The organism is Burkholderia sp. Leaf177, assembly GCF_001424345.1.
Lineage (GTDB): Bacteria > Pseudomonadota > Gammaproteobacteria > Burkholderiales > Burkholderiaceae > Caballeronia.
Genome location: NZ_LMPF01000001.1, coordinates 706,866 through 723,100, shown reverse-complemented (window position 1 = coordinate 723,100; position 16,235 = coordinate 706,866). Strand labels below are relative to the sequence as shown.

The 16,235-nt window shown below is 59.6% G+C and carries 15 protein-coding genes; 4 read left to right on the top strand and 11 right to left on the bottom strand.

From position 1 onward, the window contains the following. Positions 1-79: 79 nt before the first annotated feature. A complete protein-coding gene (locus ASG35_RS03270; RefSeq protein WP_056352639.1) occupies positions 80-1,051 on the top strand; it encodes a patatin-like phospholipase family protein in 972 nt (323 codons plus the stop codon). A 21-nt stretch (positions 1,052-1,072) separates the two neighbouring features. On the opposite strand, the gene ASG35_RS03265 is transcribed toward ASG35_RS03270, so the two are convergent. From ASG35_RS03265 to ASG35_RS03230, 8 genes are all read right to left on the bottom strand, one after another. Further along, positions 1,073-2,332: a c-type cytochrome gene (locus ASG35_RS03265; protein WP_056352637.1), complete on the bottom strand. Its 1,260-nt coding sequence runs from the start codon at positions 2,330-2,332 to the stop codon at positions 1,073-1,075. Then, positions 2,329-2,901, bottom strand: a complete 573-nt coding sequence (locus tag ASG35_RS03260) for a (2Fe-2S)-binding protein (RefSeq protein WP_056352635.1) — start codon at positions 2,899-2,901, stop codon at positions 2,329-2,331. Before ASG35_RS03260 ends, ASG35_RS03265 begins: the two co-directional genes overlap by 4 nt. Next, positions 2,898-5,720 (bottom strand): xanthine dehydrogenase family protein molybdopterin-binding subunit, encoded by a 2,823-nt coding sequence (locus ASG35_RS03255; RefSeq protein ID WP_056352958.1) that lies wholly within the window; start codon positions 5,718-5,720, stop codon positions 2,898-2,900. Before ASG35_RS03255 ends, ASG35_RS03260 begins: the two co-directional genes overlap by 4 nt. A 474-nt stretch (positions 5,721-6,194) precedes the next feature. Next, complete coding sequence (locus tag ASG35_RS03250; protein ID WP_056352632.1) at positions 6,195-6,905, bottom strand: C40 family peptidase; 711 nt, start codon at positions 6,903-6,905, stop codon at positions 6,195-6,197. A gap of 138 nt (positions 6,906-7,043) precedes the next feature. Next, a complete protein-coding gene (locus ASG35_RS03245) occupies positions 7,044-8,642 on the bottom strand; it encodes an ABC transporter ATP-binding protein (protein ID WP_056352630.1) in 1,599 nt (532 codons plus the stop codon). Beyond that, the gene (locus tag ASG35_RS03240) at positions 8,639-9,733 is read right to left on the bottom strand and encodes an ABC transporter permease (protein WP_056352628.1); all 1,095 of its coding nucleotides are present in this window, start codon (positions 9,731-9,733) and stop codon (positions 8,639-8,641) included. The genes ASG35_RS03245 and ASG35_RS03240 overlap by 4 nt, the downstream gene beginning before the upstream one ends. Positions 9,734-9,746: 13 nt before the next feature. Beyond that, complete coding sequence (locus ASG35_RS03235; RefSeq protein WP_056352626.1) at positions 9,747-10,781, bottom strand: microcin C ABC transporter permease YejB; 1,035 nt, start codon at positions 10,779-10,781, stop codon at positions 9,747-9,749. 28 nt (positions 10,782-10,809) lie between these two features. Further along, on the bottom strand, positions 10,810-12,684 hold the full coding sequence (locus tag ASG35_RS03230) for an extracellular solute-binding protein (protein WP_056352625.1): 1,875 nt from the start codon (positions 12,682-12,684) through the stop codon (positions 10,810-10,812). A 214-nt stretch (positions 12,685-12,898) separates the two neighbouring features. On the opposite strand from ASG35_RS03230, the gene fabI reads away from it, so the two are divergent. Continuing rightward, positions 12,899-13,696, top strand: a complete 798-nt coding sequence (gene fabI / locus ASG35_RS03225) for an enoyl-ACP reductase FabI (RefSeq protein ID WP_056352623.1) — start codon at positions 12,899-12,901, stop codon at positions 13,694-13,696. A 90-nt stretch (positions 13,697-13,786) separates the two neighbouring features. On the opposite strand, the gene ASG35_RS03220 is transcribed toward fabI, so the two are convergent. Beyond that, positions 13,787-14,194 (bottom strand): hypothetical protein, encoded by a 408-nt coding sequence (locus ASG35_RS03220; protein ID WP_056352621.1) that lies wholly within the window; start codon positions 14,192-14,194, stop codon positions 13,787-13,789. A gap of 228 nt (positions 14,195-14,422) precedes the next feature. Next, entirely contained in the window at positions 14,423-14,758 is a 336-nt protein-coding gene (locus ASG35_RS30660; RefSeq protein WP_082508199.1) for a hypothetical protein, read from the bottom strand. Between the two features lie 217 nt (positions 14,759-14,975). Between ASG35_RS30660 and ASG35_RS03215 the strand changes: the two genes are divergently transcribed. Beyond that, the gene (locus ASG35_RS03215) at positions 14,976-15,344 is read left to right on the top strand and encodes a single-stranded DNA-binding protein (RefSeq protein WP_056352619.1); all 369 of its coding nucleotides are present in this window, start codon (positions 14,976-14,978) and stop codon (positions 15,342-15,344) included. 27 nt (positions 15,345-15,371) lie between these two features. Here the strand turns inward: ASG35_RS03215 and ASG35_RS03210 are convergent, their stop codons facing one another. Continuing rightward, positions 15,372-16,097: a nuclear transport factor 2 family protein gene (locus ASG35_RS03210; protein WP_056352617.1), complete on the bottom strand. Its 726-nt coding sequence runs from the start codon at positions 16,095-16,097 to the stop codon at positions 15,372-15,374. On the opposite strand from ASG35_RS03210, the gene ASG35_RS32435 reads away from it, so the two are divergent. After that, positions 16,096-16,230 carry a hypothetical protein gene (locus ASG35_RS32435; RefSeq protein ID WP_268761109.1) on the top strand — a complete coding sequence of 45 codons (135 nt, stop codon included), beginning with the start codon at positions 16,096-16,098 and terminating at the stop codon, positions 16,228-16,230. The genes ASG35_RS03210 and ASG35_RS32435 overlap by 2 nt on opposite strands. The last annotated feature ends 5 nt before the right edge of the window (positions 16,231-16,235 follow it).

Genomic DNA, 16,235 nt, shown 5'->3' with positions numbered 1-16,235 from the left:
CGACGGCCTATCCAAATGGGCAGGTTCGCCCGTCGAGCTGTCCCTTCTCGCTTCACACGTCGCACAGCAGGAGAATTACTTGAAATCGCCGCTTCCACCTTTGCCTCGCTCGTCCGGGCTGTCCCGCCGTGCGTTCTCTCTCGGCTGTGCGTCCGCCGTGCTCAGCGCCTGCACGACGGCCACCACGTCCCAATCATCGTCCGGCGCTTCGACAACGTCAGGGGTTACGCCCGCATCGCCCATTGCGACATCGCCGCAGCGGCCTGTTCGCATCGGCCTCGCGCTTGGTGGCGGCGCGGCGCGCGGGTTTGCGCATATCGGCGTGATCAAGGCGCTCGAAGCGCGCAACGTGAAGGTGGATCTGCTGAGTGGAACGAGCGCGGGATCGGTGATCGCGGCGTTATCGGCGTCGGGCATGAGCGGGATTGCGATCAACAAGCTCGCCCTCACCATGGACGAAGCGTCGATAAGCGACTGGGCCATGCCGTTTCGCACGCGCGGTTTCCTGCAAGGCGTGGCGCTGCAGAACTATTTGAACAAGACTCTCGACAACAAACCGATCGAGAAAATGGCGAAACCGCTTGGAATTGTCGCGACCGATCTAAAAACCGGTCAGCCGATTCTGTTCCAGCGCGGCAACACGGGCATTGCGGTGCGTGCTTCGTGCAGCGTGCCGTCCATTTTCGAGCCGGTGAAGATCGGCGGCCACGAGTATGTTGACGGCGGATTGGTGAGTCCGGTTCCAGCCGCGTTCGCGCGCAAGATGGGCGCGGACTTCGTCATTGCCGTGGACATTTCGGCGCGCCCGGAAACCGCGCTGACCCAGAGTTCGTTCGATGTCCTGATGCAAACCTTCACGATCATGGGTCAGACCATCAAGGCCTATGAACTCGATAAATACGCCGACTTCGTCATCCGCCCGAACCTCGCTGCCATGAGCGGGAGCGACTTCAGTCAGCGCAATGCCGCAATTCTGGCCGGCGAAGAAACCGTCGCCAGGATCTGGCCAGATCTGCAACGGCAACTGGCGGCAAAAGGCGCTGCCGTTTAAAAACAGCAGCGCCCCGATGCTCTAATGAGAAGGCGCGTCGCGCAGCGCCTTCACCTTTGCTGCAGTGACATCGCCGGGTTGACCGCCCCAGGTTGATCGAAGATAGTTCGCGAGTTGCGCGAGTTCGTCGTCGCTCAGCGTTTTTGCGAAACCCGGCATGGCCTGCAAGCTCTCCGTACCCGGGAACGCCGAAGCGTCCATGCCATCGAGCATCGCGACGAGCAGGTTGTGCGGGTCGGCTTGACGCAGTGTAGAACTTCCCTGCATCGATACCGCCACGTGCGGCTTGCCCTCTCCACCTAGCCCATGACATCCCGCGCACAGCGCAACGTAGGTGTTGCGACCGGCGGCGACCTGAGCGGCATCGGCGGAACCGGGTTGTACCGGCGTGGGCGGCGGCGGTGCATCGCCAAGCAAATAGACCGACATTGCCCGCAAGTCGCCCGGCGATAGATATTGCGTGCTCAGAAACACCACCGGATGCATTTCACCGAACGCGGGCCCTTGGCGGCTGATTCCAGTCGCAAAGAACGTCTGCAAATCCGCGCCGGTCCAGCCGCGCGCGACAAGTCCTGCCGGCGTGATGTCAGGCGGCACGACGCGGCCGAGATCCGAACCTTGCAGCGCCTTCGCACCGTTCATCTGTCCGAAGACACCGCGAGGCGTATGGCATTCGGCGCAATGCCCAAGTGCGTTCGCGAGATATTTTCCGCGCGTCCAGTCCGCCGATGTTCCAACCGACGCATCCGGCAAGCTGTCTTTCAGAAACAGCATGTTCCAGAACATCACAGCAAAACGAACGTTGAACGGGAACTTGAGATCTGCTTCGCGGTTCGGCACGGCGGCCGGTTTTTGCGCCATCAAGTATGCATAGATCGCATCGCTGTCCGCGCGCGTCATGGTCCGGTACGACGTGTAGGGCATTGCCGGGTACAGGTGTTTATCAGGCGCCACGCCATCGTGTAGCGCCGTATAAAACTCGGCCGCGTTCCATTTGCCGATGCCATGCGCCGGGTCCGGCGTGATGTTGGTGCCGTAAAACGTGCCGAACGGCGAGCCGAGCCGCACGCCGCCCGCAAACGGCGCGCCGCCGGCAAGCGTGTGACACGCGGCGCAATCGGCGGCCTTCGCGAGATATCGGCCGCGCGCGATTTGTTCGGGCGTGGACGTGCGTGTATCGACGGGCGCGTTATCGGGCCCCTTGCTGCACGCCGTCAAACTGGCTAAAGCCGCAATGCATAAAGCCAGGGCGCCAAGCCGGATTGAAAATGTCGCGCTCATGCGGAATCCTTGACGAGCCCAGGCGTGTTCATCACTAAGTCTTTCACGGCTTCGTAATAACGCACGTAACCCGTGCAGCGGCAGATGTGATTGTCGAGCGCCTTCATGATCTCGCTATCCACCGACGCCTTCGAGATCGGTTCGCGCTTCAGACGTTCGATAAAAACCGTCGCCGCATTGACGAATCCGGGCGTGCAATAGCCGCACTGGAAACTGAAATGCTCGAGAAACTTTTGCTGAATAGGCGTGAGTTCAACCACCTCGCCTTGCTCGTTTCTCGTGCCGTGACCTTCGATGGTCCGGATCTTCTTGCCATCGAAGAAATGTGCGCCCGTGATGCACGAACGCACTTCTTCGCTCGTGCCGTCGGGCTTGTCGAGAATCACCACGCACGCATGGCACACGCCCTGCCCGCAGCCAAGCCGCGAACCCGTCAGGCCCACATATTCATGCAGGAAGTCGATCATCATCAGCCCGTCGGGCGTCTGTAGCGGACCGGTCGCCACGCCATTGATGGTGAGCGAAAGAGGCTTCATCTGGATCGAGCTGGTTTGATTCGGGGCCGTCATGCGAGCGCCTCCTGAATGTTTTGAGGCGTGACAGGCAAGTCGTTGAAGCGATGCCCGATAGCGTGCGCAATACCGTTGACGATTGCGGCGACCACCGGAATCATCACCACTTCCGCGATGCCCTTCGGCGGATCGGTTTCCGACAGCGGCGGCAGCACTTCGCCGGTCTGGGTCCAGACGGCGACATCGCTTGCACGCGGCAGGTGATATCGATTGAAGTTCCAGGTGCCGTTGCCGGGACCTTCTTCGTAAAGCGGCAAGTACTCATGTAGCGCATGGCCGATACCCATCGCCAACCCGCCCTGCAATTGACCCGATACGAGTTCCGGCGAAAGCATGTTGCCGCACTCCATGATCGAATGATGCGAGAGCAGGTCCACGCGGCCGCTCGCTTCGTTCACAGCAAGCTCGACCAGCGTTCCTACGGCGCTGTAATACGTCACGGCGGCGTTGTTGCGTTGAACCGGCGCGATAAAAACACGCTTGCGGTTGATCGCGTGGTACGCGGGAACGGCCGCCTTGGCGTCATCTTTCTTGGGCTCGCCTGCGCCGAAGAGCAGCGACAAGCCATCTACCGGCAAACGTTCTGTAACGCCGCGGATATCGAATTCCGCTTCCGTCCACTGCCATCTGTTAAAGACATGCACGACCGCGCCGGTGACGAGCCCGAGCTCGTGCGCCTTTTTCGCAAGCTGTTCGAGCGGCAACGGTTCGAGACCCGCCGCAGTCAGCTTTCCTTGCACCCATCGCGCATCTTCGCGACGAACGACGAGCGGCGCGGCCTGACCGCCGCCAATGCCGCCGCCCCAGATCGACATGGCCGCTGGCCACAAGCCCTGCGTGAAGACAACGCGCGCAGCTTCGTGCGTGCTGTGAGTGAAATAGAAGGCGGAATTCGTTGCACTAGAAGGGGATACGAGCTCCGGCGTCCATCGAGGATTTGCCGAAACTTTGTCCTGCTCGCCTTGCGACATCATGTACGGATCGCCGCTCGTGATCATCGGCAATTCGGGCCAGTCGATAATCGCCATGCGCACCTCGGTCGCCGGCTTGCCCAGCCACTTCGCGCACGCAATAGCTTGCGATGTGGAAATGCCAGTGCCGATTTCCGCAGCGGTGTGATGCAGCTTGATGGTTCCATCGGACGCAATCTCGACCTTTGCAAACGACGCCTCCGCGCCAGTGCCAAAGTCCTTTTGCGTGCACGCGAATCCCACGCCGTAGCGGTTGCCGGGATGCGTCAACTCGTACTCAGCCTTCTTTTTCGAGCGCCCGGTCCAGAGCGGATGAAGCTTCGCCTTCTGCAAGACTTCATCGACACGAATTGCGCCGGCCGGAATCGCGCCCTGCGTGTTTTTCATGCCCGAACGCAGCGCGTTTTTCAGCCGAAAGTCGATGGCGTCGACTTCGAGCTGACCGGCCAGTTCGTCGATCAGCATCTCGGTTGCGGCCATGGTCTGCAGCGTGCCGTAACCGCGCGCGGAACCGGCGTCGATTGCACGCGAGGCCGTCGCCACGCCGGTCAGATCGCTTTTCGGGAAGTAATAAATCGATTGCGCCGCCGATGCACCGACCATTGCCACAGAAGGCGAAAAGTTCGAGCGGCCGCCGCCATTGACTTCGAGTTCTGCATTGAACGACTGGAGCATGCCGGATTGTCTATCGACGCCAATCCGGTAATGCATTTTCGATGCATGCCGTTTGATCGATGTCTGGAATTGCTCGTATCGATCAAAGGCCAGACGCACCGGCCGGCCCTCGCCATACATGGCTGCAACGAGTCCGTAGAACGGCACGTTGTAGTGATCCTTGGACCCGTAACCCACGGTCGATACCGGATGCACAAACAGGTTTTTCACAGGGAAACGGCATTTGGCGGCCATGCCCGCGGCGCTTGCAGCGACCTCGCTCGGACCTTGCGTTGGCACGACCATGTGCAACGATTGCGTTGACGCGTCGTACCAGCAATTTGCGTTGTCGGCTTCGAGCGCGGCGGTATCGATGGATTGGGTCGTGTAGTGTCGATCGAGCACAAGCCAGTCAGCCGACGGATGATCCAGTTCGTCACGCAACTTTTCAGCGTGGAACATGCCCTGCTGGTCGAGCTTGCCACTTGCGTTGCCGGCGGCCCAGACGGGTTCGTGCTTACGCATGGCGCTCGGGAACAGCATGGTGTCCTTCAGGCTCGAGAACGTGTCCTCGTCGTACGGCGTCGCGCCGCCGACGCGCACGAACCGGAACGTGCCCCACGGATCGCGTTCGAGCGAACCGGTCTTCGCGCCATAGCGAATGATTTCATCGTGGAACTGGAGCGTGTCCTTCGCGAAGCGAAAACGTGCGAAGTCGTGATAGATCAGCATTGCAACGGCATGGCCCAGATAAGCCGGCGTCTTGCCCGGAGGCAGAAGCATGTCGTCGCCGTAAAACGCGGGGAACGCAAGGCCGTCGCGCGCCAGATCTTCCGCCGTAACGAGCCGGTCCGGCTTGAGTTCGTCACCCAGCAGGCTGAGGTCAAACCCTTCGTACGTCCGGTCTGCCTGCGTCGTGCGCAAGATGAATGCATGCGATTGCTGATTCGGCCAGTGCGGCATGTCGGCGGCGCGCACGTCGCGGGCGAAAACTTTCGAGCCGGTCACTTTCGCGATTCCGTCGATACGAAACTTCGCGCGGCCATTCGCCATATCCCACTGGATCGGCGTGAGCACCTTCTCTTCAAACAACGCGGCGAAAGCGCGACTGCCAAGCGGCGCAATGATGACAGTCAATCCTGCAATGCTCGCCTTAAGAAAACCGCGACGCGATCGGTCGAGTTCTCCCATATCACTCTCCTCACCCAAGCAGCCTGACGCCCCCGGGTCACATTCATTTGAATGTCCGGAAATCCATTTCGGATTCCGAAACTATTAACTTTTAGAAGCAGCTGTTTTGTTCGTTTCGATCGAAGAATGACGGGGTTTAAAAGCGCTTCCGATCCTAAACGCACTTTGACTGGTCAGGGTGCGAAGATTTGCAGCAGCCTGTTTCGAATTTCAACGTGCGCTTTTATTCACTTCGAAACGCTTTGACAGCATTCGCGTAATTGACTGCGACGGGGCGTCACAGCAGCGGTAGAAAGCTGGCGATTGTACGTGGCAAGGTTGCCTGGAGGCAGCGATCAGCGTGTCAAGTTTTGTGCTTGACTATGAAGTCGCAGATGACATGAACGAACAAACGGGGAAAGCCCGCCTTCTTCTAGAGGGCGGGCTTGGCTGCCGGCTGGCGCAGAGTCAGCCGGTCAGATTATTCCGAGCGGCTTAATTGTCCGCGTTGCCGCCAATGGTGGCATTGACTCGCTGACGCAGATCCACGCCATCGATTGGGAACGTTGCCTCAATTCTACGAGCGCCCGTGTAACGCTTTTCCCAGTAGCTGTTGTCCATGTCGTCGACACGGATCGTGCTGCCGGTGGACGGCGAATGCACGAACTTGTTGTCACCAATGTAGATGCCAACGTGGGAAAACGAGCGGCGCATGGTGTTGAAGAACACGAGATCGCCTGGTTTCAGTTCGCTCACACGAACCTTCTCGCCAACACGGCTCATTTCTTCGGCGCGGCGCGGCAGCGTCATGCCTAACGTGTCCTGAAACACGTAACGCACGAAGCCGCTGCAATCCAGGCCGGAATCGGGCGTATTGCCGCCCCAGCGATAGCGCACGCCAATCATGTTGAGCGCGCCGACGACGACGTCGCCCGCCTTGCTCGCCATGCCGGAAAGGAATGAACGCGTGCTGCCGCTTGAAGCGGCGGCTGGGGTGATGGAAGAGGTGCTTGTCACATTGCCGGAACCGGCAACGGGATAGATGTCATTAGCTGCTTTCGGCGACGAAAAAATGCTGTTGCTGGCATTTTGGCTCGAAATGTTGACTTCGTCGGCGAACGCACCGCTAGCTGCTGTCATCATCAGGCCGATCAACATGCTGGCTGCTGCGCGCGCGCATGTGTGAGTCAAGGTCAATGGCTGCATCGGTCGGTAAGTTTGGGGTGAAAAAGTCTGAAAAATCAGAGTGATGCGGAAAAAGTTTGCTCGATACTAGCCAGATATTATTTACATGTCAAAAGGCATAGATAAATACAATTGAGATGCGCACCTAATTGGTGAAAATTAGGCCGCGATCGCTGCTTTCAGTAACTTTCTTGTGTATTCGTGGGACGGCGTGGCAAAAATATTCTCCACATCACCCATCTCGACGATAGTTCCGTTCTGCATGACCACGACCCGGTGCGCCATCGCGCCAATGACTTCGAGGTCATGGCTGATGAAAACATAGCCCATGTTGTACTTCCGTTGTATATCGGCAAGCAGACGCAAAACTTGATGTTGAATTGAGACATCGAGTGCGCTGGTCGGTTCATCGAGGATCAGGATTCGCGGTTCAAGCACCAGCGCACGGGCGATTGCGATGCGCTGCCGCTGGCCGCCGGAGAACTCGTGCGGGTAGCGATTCAGGCAGGTCCGGTCCATCCCGACCTCGCGCAGGACCGCGATGATCTTCGCGTGACGCGCGGCGGCGCCAAGTTCCGGGCGATGCAGCGCCAAACCTTCCCCCACGATCCGCTCGATGGTCTGGCGTGGCGAGAGCGAACTGTACGGGTCCTGAAACACCACTTGCATGTTCGAGCGCAGCACGGTCTGCTCGCGGCCGCGGTAATCAGCGAGCGCGCGTCCCTGGAATTCCACCGAACCGTGCGATGTGCGCTGCAAACCGAGCAAGGCCATCGCCAAGGTGGATTTGCCCGATCCCGATTCTCCGACAATACCGAGCGTCTCGCCCTGCCGCACCGTGACCGACACGTCGTCGACTGCTTTGAACGCGCCACGCCGGAACCAGCCGCCGACGCCGGCGATCTTCGTGGCGAATTCCACCGATACATCTTTCGCGTCGAGCAAAACCGGCGAGAGCGGCAAGACCGGCAGGACCGTACGTTCCGGTTTGCTTTCTAGCAGGCGAATCGTGTACGGATGCTGCGGCGACGCGAAGATCGATTCCACCGTGCCGCTTTCCACCAGCACGCCCTGCTCCATCACGGCCACGCGCTGCGCGAACTTGCGCACCAGGTTGAGGTCGTGCGTGATCAGCAGGACGGCCATGCCGCGTGACGCGGCCTCATCGCGCTGAAGTTCGAGCAGCAATTCCACGATCTGCGCGCGGATCGTGACGTCGAGGGCGGTCGTGGGTTCATCGGCGAGAAGAAGGCGCGGACGGCATGCGAGCGCCATTGCGATCATCGCGCGCTGACGTTGCCCGCCGGAAAGTTGATGCGCGTACCGGTCGATGCGCTTTTCCGGCTCCGTAATGCCCGTGCGCGCAAGCAGGTCGATCGCGCGGCGGCGGGCATCGCGTGCCGACACACCATCGTGCAGCACGATGGTTTCGATGATCTGGTCGCCTATGGTGAAAAGCGGGTTCAGCGCGGTCATCGGCTCCTGGAAGATCATCGCGATGTCGGAGCCGCGAAGCTTGCGCATTTCCGCTTCGCTTTTCACGAGCAGTTCCTGGCCGTCGAACCGGATCGAGCCGGTCAGCTCGGCATCGCGCAAAAGCCGCAGGATGGACAGCGCCGTCACGCTCTTGCCCGATCCCGACTCGCCGACCAGCGCCACGCGCTCGCCGGGTTCGATCCTGAGGCTGACGCCATCGACGGCCATGGTGTCGCCAAAACGCACCCGCAAATCAGCGATTTCCAGCAACGGCGCGCTCATTTCCCGCCTCCGGCTTTGATGGCATCAGAGATGCGCGTGTCAAGCGCGTTGCGCAGCGCGTCGCCCATGAACGTAAGCAGCAGCAAGGTCGCGACCAGCACGCCGAACGTCGACAACGATATCCACCACGCGTCGAGATTCGCCTTGCCTTGCGCGAGCAATTCGCCGAGCGACGGTGTTGGCGAAGGCACGCCGAGACCGAGAAAATCGAGGCTCGTGAGCGCGAGAATCGCACCGCTCATGCGAAACGGCAGGAAGGTGATGACGGGCGTGAGGCTGTTCGGCAGGATATGCCGCCAGATGATCTGTGCGTTCGACAAACCCATTGCCCGCGCCGCGCGCACGTAGTCTTGCGTGCGGTTGCGCAGGAACTCGGCGCGCACGTAATCCGACAATCCGATCCATCCGAAGAGCGACAACAGCACCACGAGCAGCAACAAACTCGGCTCGAAAATCGATGCGAAGATGATCAGCAGATACAACTCGGGCAACGCGCTCCAGATCTCGATCAGCCGCTGGCCGGTCAGGTCGGTGCGCCCGCCGAAATAACCCTGCACCGCGCCTGCGAGCATGCCGAGCACAGTGCCTATTGCCGTCAACACCAGCGCGAAGATCACCGATACCCGAAAGCCGTATAGCAGCCGCGCAAAGACGTCGCGGCCACGGTCGTCGGTGCCGAGCCAGTTTTCACGCGATGGCGGCGCCGGGTTCGAGCCTTTCGAAAAGTAGTTGAGCGTGTCGTAGTAATAGTGATTCGGCGGATAGACGGCGAAGTTGCCGCCTTCGCTGAAACGGTCGCGAATGTACGGATCCAGATAATCGGCAGGCGTAGGGAAATCACCGCCGAAGGTGGTTTCCGAATACGTCTTCACCAGCGGAAAGTAGAGATGGCCCTGATAGCGGACAACCAGTGGTTTATCGTTGGACCACAACGGCCCGGCGAGACTGATCGCGAACGCAATCACGAAGATCACGAGGCTCCAGTAGCCGAGCCGGTTGCGCTTGAAACGCTGCCAGACCCGTCGGCCTGGCGTGATCGATACAGGCGCGCTCAATGGTTGCGCGTCGCTGTCGCGGGGCGTGCGGAGCATGGACTGGTTCAACTCAACGCTCCAGTTGTTCGAATTGAATGCGCGGGTCGACCCACACATAACAAAGGTCGGAAATCAGCTTGGTTGCAAGCCCGATCAGCGTGAACAAATACAAGGTGCCGAGCACGACCGGATAGTCGCGCCGCACGACCGATTCATAGGAGAGGAGACCAAGGCCATCGAGGGAAAAAAGTGTCTCGATCAACAAGCTGCCCGTGAAAAATGCGCCGATAAACGCGCCCGGAAACCCGACGATCAACGGCAGCAATGCGTTGCGAAACACGTGCTTCCAAAGCACCGTTCGCTCCGATAACCCTTTCGCCCGCGCCGTCAGCACATATTGCTTGCGGATTTCATCGAGGAACGCGTTCTTTGTCAGCATGGTGATCACGGCAAAACTGCCGACCACCGACGCAATGATCGGCAATGTGATGTGCCACAAATAGTCCGCGATTTTCCCACCGAGGCTGAGCGTCGCCCAGTTGTCGGAAGTGAGATTGCGCAGCGGGAACAGTTGCCAGAAAGAGCCGCCGCCGAAGAGTACGAGCAGCAACACGCCGAGCACGAAACCGGGAATCGCGAAGCCGATCAACACGAGCAAACTTGTGGTGACGTCGAATGTGGAACCGTTGCGCACCGCCTTTGCAATGCCGAGCGGCACCGAGATCAGATACGTAAGAAAAAACGTCCATAAGCCGATGCTGATCGACACCGGCAGCTTCGACACGATCAGCGACCACACGCTTTGATGGCGGAAATAACTGTCGCCGAGATCGAAGCGCGCGAAGCGGCCGAGCATCAGGAAATAGCGCTGTAGCGGAGGTTTATCGAAGCCGTAGAGCGCGCGGAGTTGCGCGACTTGTTGTGCATCCACGCCCGTATGCTGGCGCATGCCGAAGCTCGTGGTTTGCTCGCCGCGCCGCAACTCGTGCACGGCTTGCTCCACCGGACCGCCCGGCACGAACTGGATCACGGCGAACGTGAGCGTGAGCACGCCGAGCAACGTCGGGATCATCAGCAAGATGCGTTTGAGGATGTAGCTCCACATGGGCGGCGGTCCGGTTGAATGCTTTAATTTACTGCGCTGCGGGCTGAGCCGGCTTGAACCACCACGTAGACGTAATCCAGTCCTCGGCGGTGTAGTACAGCGGCAAGGTCGCCGGATACGCGAGCGTGTTGCGATACGCGACCCGGTGCGACGCCGTGTACCAATGCGGGATCACATAGTAGCCGTGCATCAGGACCCGGTCGAGCGCGTGCGTGGCATCGAGAAGCTGCTCCCGGGTCTGTGCGCCGATCAGCGTATGCACGATCGAATCGACCGCCGGCGACTTCAAGCCGATGTAATTATCCGAGCCCTGTTGATCCGCCGATTTGCTGCCGAATCGCGTCTCCTGCTCCGTGCCGGGAATCTGCACGTCGGGCATGCGGATGCTGGTCATGTCGAAGTCGTACGCATCGAGCCGCTTTTGGATCAAGGCAAAATCCACCAGGCGAAAGTTCGCCACGATCCCGAGCTTCTGCAAATTGCGCTGGAACGTGGCAACGACGGGTTCCATCGATGCGCCACCACCCGAGTCGTCCAGGATTTCGAACACGAACGGATCGCCCTTCGCGTTGCGCAAGGCGCCATCGCGATATGTCCAGCCGGCGTCGGCGAGAAGCTGGCGCGCCTTGATCAGGTTTGCGCGCAGTGAGCCGGGTGCGTCGGTATCGGGCTGCTTCACCATCGGGCCGAATATCGGACCGAAAACCGCGGGATCGAGTTGCGCGCGCAACGGCGACAGGATCGCCAGTTCGCCCGCGCTCGGCATGCCGGTCGCCGCGAGATCCGTGTTGGCAAAAAAACTGTCGATACGCGTGTACTGGTTGAAAAACAACTGGCGGTTGAGCCACTGGAAATCGAAGGCGAGATCGAGGGCCTGCCTCACGCGCAGATCCTTGAAGATGGGACGACGCAAGTTGATGAAGAACCCTTGCATGCCGGTGCCGTTGTGATTGCGGAATTCGCGTTTGATCAGCTCGCCGTTGTCGAACCGTTTGCCGATATCCCGACGCACCCAGTTGCGCGCGATATATTCCACAAGCGCATCGTATTCGCCGGCCTTGAACGCCTCCAGCCGCGCGACGCCGTCCGAATACAACTTGTAGTTGATGCGCTCGAAGTTGTACGTGCCAACGCGCACGGGCAACGCATTGCCCCAATACGCCGGATTGCGCCTGTAGGTAATCGTGCGGCCGTTGTCATAGTGTTCAATGAGATAAGGGCCGCTGCCTATGGGCTTCTGAAACGCGAGTTGATCGAAAGGCACGTGGCTTCCGTCCGGCTTCATGCCCCACTTGCGCGAAAACACCGGAATCCCGCCCGCGATGAACGGCATCTCGCGCGTGTGCTCCTTGAATTCGAAGCGAATCGTCAATGGATCGACGACGACCGCCCGCGTTATCTGCCCGAAGTACACCGAATATTGCGGCGCGGCCTGCGGGCTTTTGAGCGTCTCGAACGAATATTTGACGTCCTCGGCCGTGACCGGATCGCCGTTCGAAAACCGCGCGCCCGGATTGATGTGAAACGTGGCTGAAAGTCCATCGGGCGCGACGCTGATGTCGTCGGCGAGAAGACCGTAGGCCGTCGATACCTCGTCGAGGCTTCCCGTCGTCAGGCTCTCGAACATGAAGCCGAGACCGGGCGCCGAATTGCCGCGCAGCGTGAAGGGGTTGAATTTATCGAAACTGGTCAGCCGGTTCGGATTGGCGAGGACCAGCGTGCCGCCGCGTGGCGCGTTGGGATCGACATAATCGAAGTGCTTGAAACCGGCCGGATATTTCGGCTCGCCATATTGCGCGATGGCGTAAGCAGCCGATGCCGGACGGGAAACCACGAGCGCGCCAAAAGCAATGACCAGCGTTGCGAACAGTGGACCGATGACCCATCGGGAGCCAGTCGTCATGAGTGCCTTTATGCGTACCATTCAACGATGATCGGAAAAACGTCTTGCCGGCATTGTCTGCCATACCCGCTTGGCCGCGGCGCCGGCCCGGCAATGTGAGAGAATTCTACTTAAAACAATTGTCCCGGGCATTGTAACGAGGCGCACACGCTTCTCGCGCCGCTATCGCGCCGTCATTCGGGACGAGTGCAATACTGACTTCTTAAGGAGCATCATGGGATTTCTCGCTGGAAAACGGATTCTGCTGACGGGCTTGCTGTCGAACCGGTCGATCGCCTATGGCATTGCGGCGGCTTGCAAGCGCGAAGGCGCCGAACTCGCCTTCACCTATGTGGGTGAGCGCTTCAAGGATCGCATCACCGAGTTCGCGACGGAATTCGGCAGCGACCTGATCTTTCCTTGCGACGTTGCAAGCGACGAGGACATCGACGCCCTCTTCGCCTCGCTCAAGGAACGCTGGGACACGCTCGACGGTCTGGTGCATTCCATCGGCTTTGCGCCGCGCGAAGCGATTGCAGGCAATTTCCTCGATGGCATGACGCGCGAGAATTTCCGCATTGCCCACGATATTTCCGCGTACAGCTTCCCGGCGCTTGCGAAAGCTGCTCAGCCAATGCTCTCCCCCGATGCCGCCTTGCTCACGCTCAGCTACCTCGGCGCCGAGCGCGCGATTCCCAACTACAACACAATGGGTTTGGCGAAAGCATCGCTTGAAGCCAGCGTGCGGTATCTGGCTGAAGCGCTGGGTGACAAAGGCGTGCGCGTGAACGGCATCTCGGCCGGCCCGATCAAGACATTGGCCGCAAGCGGCATCAAGAGCTTTGGCAAGATCCTGGAGTTCGTCGAAAACAACGCGCCGTTGCGGCGCAATGTGACCATCGATCAGGTGGGCAATGTTGCGGCGTTCCTGTTGTCGGACCTGGCCGCCGGCGTGAGCGCCGAGATAATTCACGTCGATAGCGGCTTTAATGCCGTCGTTGGCGGAATGACGCCCCAAAGCGCTGCAGAGTAACGTCCTCAGCGAACGCATTGCCTCACGGCAAAACAAAAGCCCGTCCCGGAATACCGGAACGGGCTTTTTACTTGTACAGCTTGCGCGTGGTTATCTGCGGTGATCGTTTCCGTGTCCGCCGCCGTGACCATTACCATTGCCATTGCCACCGCCATGACCGTTGCCGCCGCCATGACCGCGCGGCGGACCGCCATAGTAGCCGCGACCGCCGCCGTTATGACGATACCAGTCGTCACGGGCCCAGTAGCGCCGGCCATCGTAATACCGGTTTCCATACCAGCCGATCACAACCGGAGGAGGCGCATACACCGGCGCCGGCTGATAGATGACAGGCGGAGGTGGAGGTGCGTAATATGGCTGTGGCGCCACATAAACAGGCGCGGGGATTCCAATGTTGATGCCCAGGTGCACGCCGCCTGCATGGGCCGCGCCCGACAAGGTGACGAGGCATATGCCAGCGATGCCGGCAAGACTACGGATACTGCAGATCGTGTTCATGTAAGGGCGTGCCTCGGGCCGTCATTGTTCAGGTGGAAGCGAATATAACGGATAGAGGCCGATCCAGTATTTCAACTTTGTAATAAGTTCGACGGCGGCGCATATTGTCTGCGGAAAGCTTACTCTTTGTTACATGCCGCAAACCGCTAAAGCTTGCTGATAAATCAAAAGGCCATCCGCTTACGCGAATGGCCTTTTGTGCTTTGCAGCGCTAAGAGCGGCAACCGCTCAATGCCAGCCGCGATGATCGCCATATCGCGGACCGCCGCCATGGTGGCGATACCAGTCATCGCGAGCCCAATAACGGCGGCCGTCATAGTATCGATCGCCATGCCAGCCAATCACGATGGCAGGTTGTGCATACACCGGCGGCGGGGGCGGCGCATAAACAACCGGCGGCGGAGGCGGTGCATAAACGGGTTGCGGGGCAACATACACTGGCGCGGGAGCGGGAACGCCGATATTGATCCCCAGCCGAACTTGCGCCATTGCCGCGCCAGATAGTCCCAACACCCCGACCGCTACTGCTCCTGCAAAAATCGATGTCTTTAATTTGTTGTTCATTTGAAGCCTCAACGTTTATCGGTTTCGTTGAGATAAATCTTAGCCGAACAAGTCGCCGGGATTGTTTCAAGGCGGTAACCCCGAATTACGACCGACGACCAGATGTGACATAAGATTTCTGGCACCGATCTGCGGACCAGGATGGTCATGTTCAGCGAGGCTTCACGCGGACTCGCGCTTCCGATGAGACAATCCGCGATTTCGAAGGAAAAATCCGATGATCGACGGTCTCGTTTCCGGACGGCTTTATGGTACGGCTCAAGTACGTACCGGCCAGCATGGCACTCACTTCGTCACGTGCCGGGTTCGCGCCGCAGCGGGCGACGGCGAGAGTCTCTTCATCAATGTGATTGCTTTCGACGATATCGCCAAGGAAGCGCTGCAAGCGCTCGATGACGGCGACAGCGTCTCGCTTGCCGGCGCCCTCACACCGAAGGTCTGGACCGACAAGCAAGGCAACGCGAAGCCAGCGCTGGACATGGTCGTTCATGCCGTGTTGACCGCGTATCACGTGCAGCAAAAGCGACGCACGGTACGAGGCCAGACCGAAACCGACGCGGATCAAGATGACGTTCTGGACGACTAGCAAGTCATCAGCAACCGGTTTTCCAACCTAGCGATTCAGAGAAAGCACCAGCGGATGGTCGCAGAAAATACGATTTTCATAGACCTGACCATCCTTGTGCCGAACGCAATCCACGCCTTCGAAACGCAGCGGCTCGCCGCCGTGCGTGCCTGTGGCAACCCATCGAATAAAAACCGTGTCGCCACGGCTTGCGTGATCAGCGACTTCAAGCCTGAAATCGGGGACGCGGCGCACCAGTTCATGCAGCGGACGGACATACGCTTCAATACCGCTGAGCGGCGCATCGAGCCCCGGCCAATATCCCTCGATACCAGCGGCCAGTTCGTCCGACGGCTTGCTAAAGTCCGGCGCGGCCCAGAACGCCGCGTATTTTTCGACGCTCCAGTCGGGATTCGTTATAGCGCTATCGATAAACCCCGTGATGCTGGCGAAGCGACCATCGACGCAGAAATCGCCAATATCCGTTCCGCTCGCAAATTGCCGGCCGGTTGCATCGATCAAACGCCAACTGAAGCGCACCGTCTTGCCGGTTGCATCGATTTTGCCAACGCGCTCGAAGCTCAAACCCGGCATGGCCGACTGAAATTCGCCGATCATGTCGGCGAAGCCCTGGGGCCCGGTGCTGTTCATCATCGGGTCGACATAGCGGCCGTTTGCAAGCAGTACCTGCTCGGCCAGCGTCTCGCGGCGCGACATGTTCGTCTCGTTCCAGGCATCGATATAACGGTCCACCAACATTTCATGCTCGGTCATGATGCTCTCCTTTTCCGACGTACTCGACTTGTGGCCGGACCCGATTGGCGCGGCCTGGAAGCCATCATCGACAGCGGCGTGCAGCGCGTCGATTACGCTAGAGGTAATGGCCGCGTGCGCGGCGCTCGGCTAAGGTAG

Excerpts from the sequence above, each read along its gene's own strand:
- ASG35_RS03265 (WP_056352637.1), bottom strand. The coding sequence starts at position 2,332 with ATGAGCGCGACATTTTCAATCCGGCTTGGCGCCCTGGCTTTATGCATT.
- ASG35_RS03260 (WP_056352635.1), bottom strand. The coding sequence starts at position 2,901 with ATGACGGCCCCGAATCAAACCAGCTCGATCCAGATGAAGCCTCTTTCG.
- ASG35_RS03255 (WP_056352958.1), bottom strand. The coding sequence starts at position 5,720 with ATGGGAGAACTCGACCGATCGCGTCGCGGTTTTCTTAAGGCGAGCATT.
- ASG35_RS03250 (WP_056352632.1), bottom strand. The coding sequence starts at position 6,905 with ATGCAGCCATTGACCTTGACTCACACATGCGCGCGCGCAGCAGCCAGC.
- ASG35_RS03245 (WP_056352630.1), bottom strand. The coding sequence starts at position 8,642 with ATGAGCGCGCCGTTGCTGGAAATCGCTGATTTGCGGGTGCGTTTTGGC.
- ASG35_RS03240 (WP_056352628.1), bottom strand. The coding sequence starts at position 9,733 with ATGCTCCGCACGCCCCGCGACAGCGACGCGCAACCATTGAGCGCGCCT.
- ASG35_RS03235 (WP_056352626.1), bottom strand. The coding sequence starts at position 10,781 with ATGTGGAGCTACATCCTCAAACGCATCTTGCTGATGATCCCGACGTTG.
- ASG35_RS03230 (WP_056352625.1), bottom strand. The coding sequence starts at position 12,684 with ATGACGACTGGCTCCCGATGGGTCATCGGTCCACTGTTCGCAACGCTG.
- fabI (WP_056352623.1), top strand. The coding sequence starts at position 12,899 with ATGGGATTTCTCGCTGGAAAACGGATTCTGCTGACGGGCTTGCTGTCG.
- ASG35_RS03220 (WP_056352621.1), bottom strand. The coding sequence starts at position 14,194 with ATGAACACGATCTGCAGTATCCGTAGTCTTGCCGGCATCGCTGGCATA.
- ASG35_RS30660 (WP_082508199.1), bottom strand. The coding sequence starts at position 14,758 with ATGAACAACAAATTAAAGACATCGATTTTTGCAGGAGCAGTAGCGGTC.
- ASG35_RS03215 (WP_056352619.1), top strand. The coding sequence starts at position 14,976 with ATGATCGACGGTCTCGTTTCCGGACGGCTTTATGGTACGGCTCAAGTA.
- ASG35_RS32435 (WP_268761109.1), top strand. The coding sequence starts at position 16,096 with ATGATGCTCTCCTTTTCCGACGTACTCGACTTGTGGCCGGACCCGATT.
- ASG35_RS03210 (WP_056352617.1), bottom strand. The coding sequence starts at position 16,097 with ATGACCGAGCATGAAATGTTGGTGGACCGTTATATCGATGCCTGGAAC.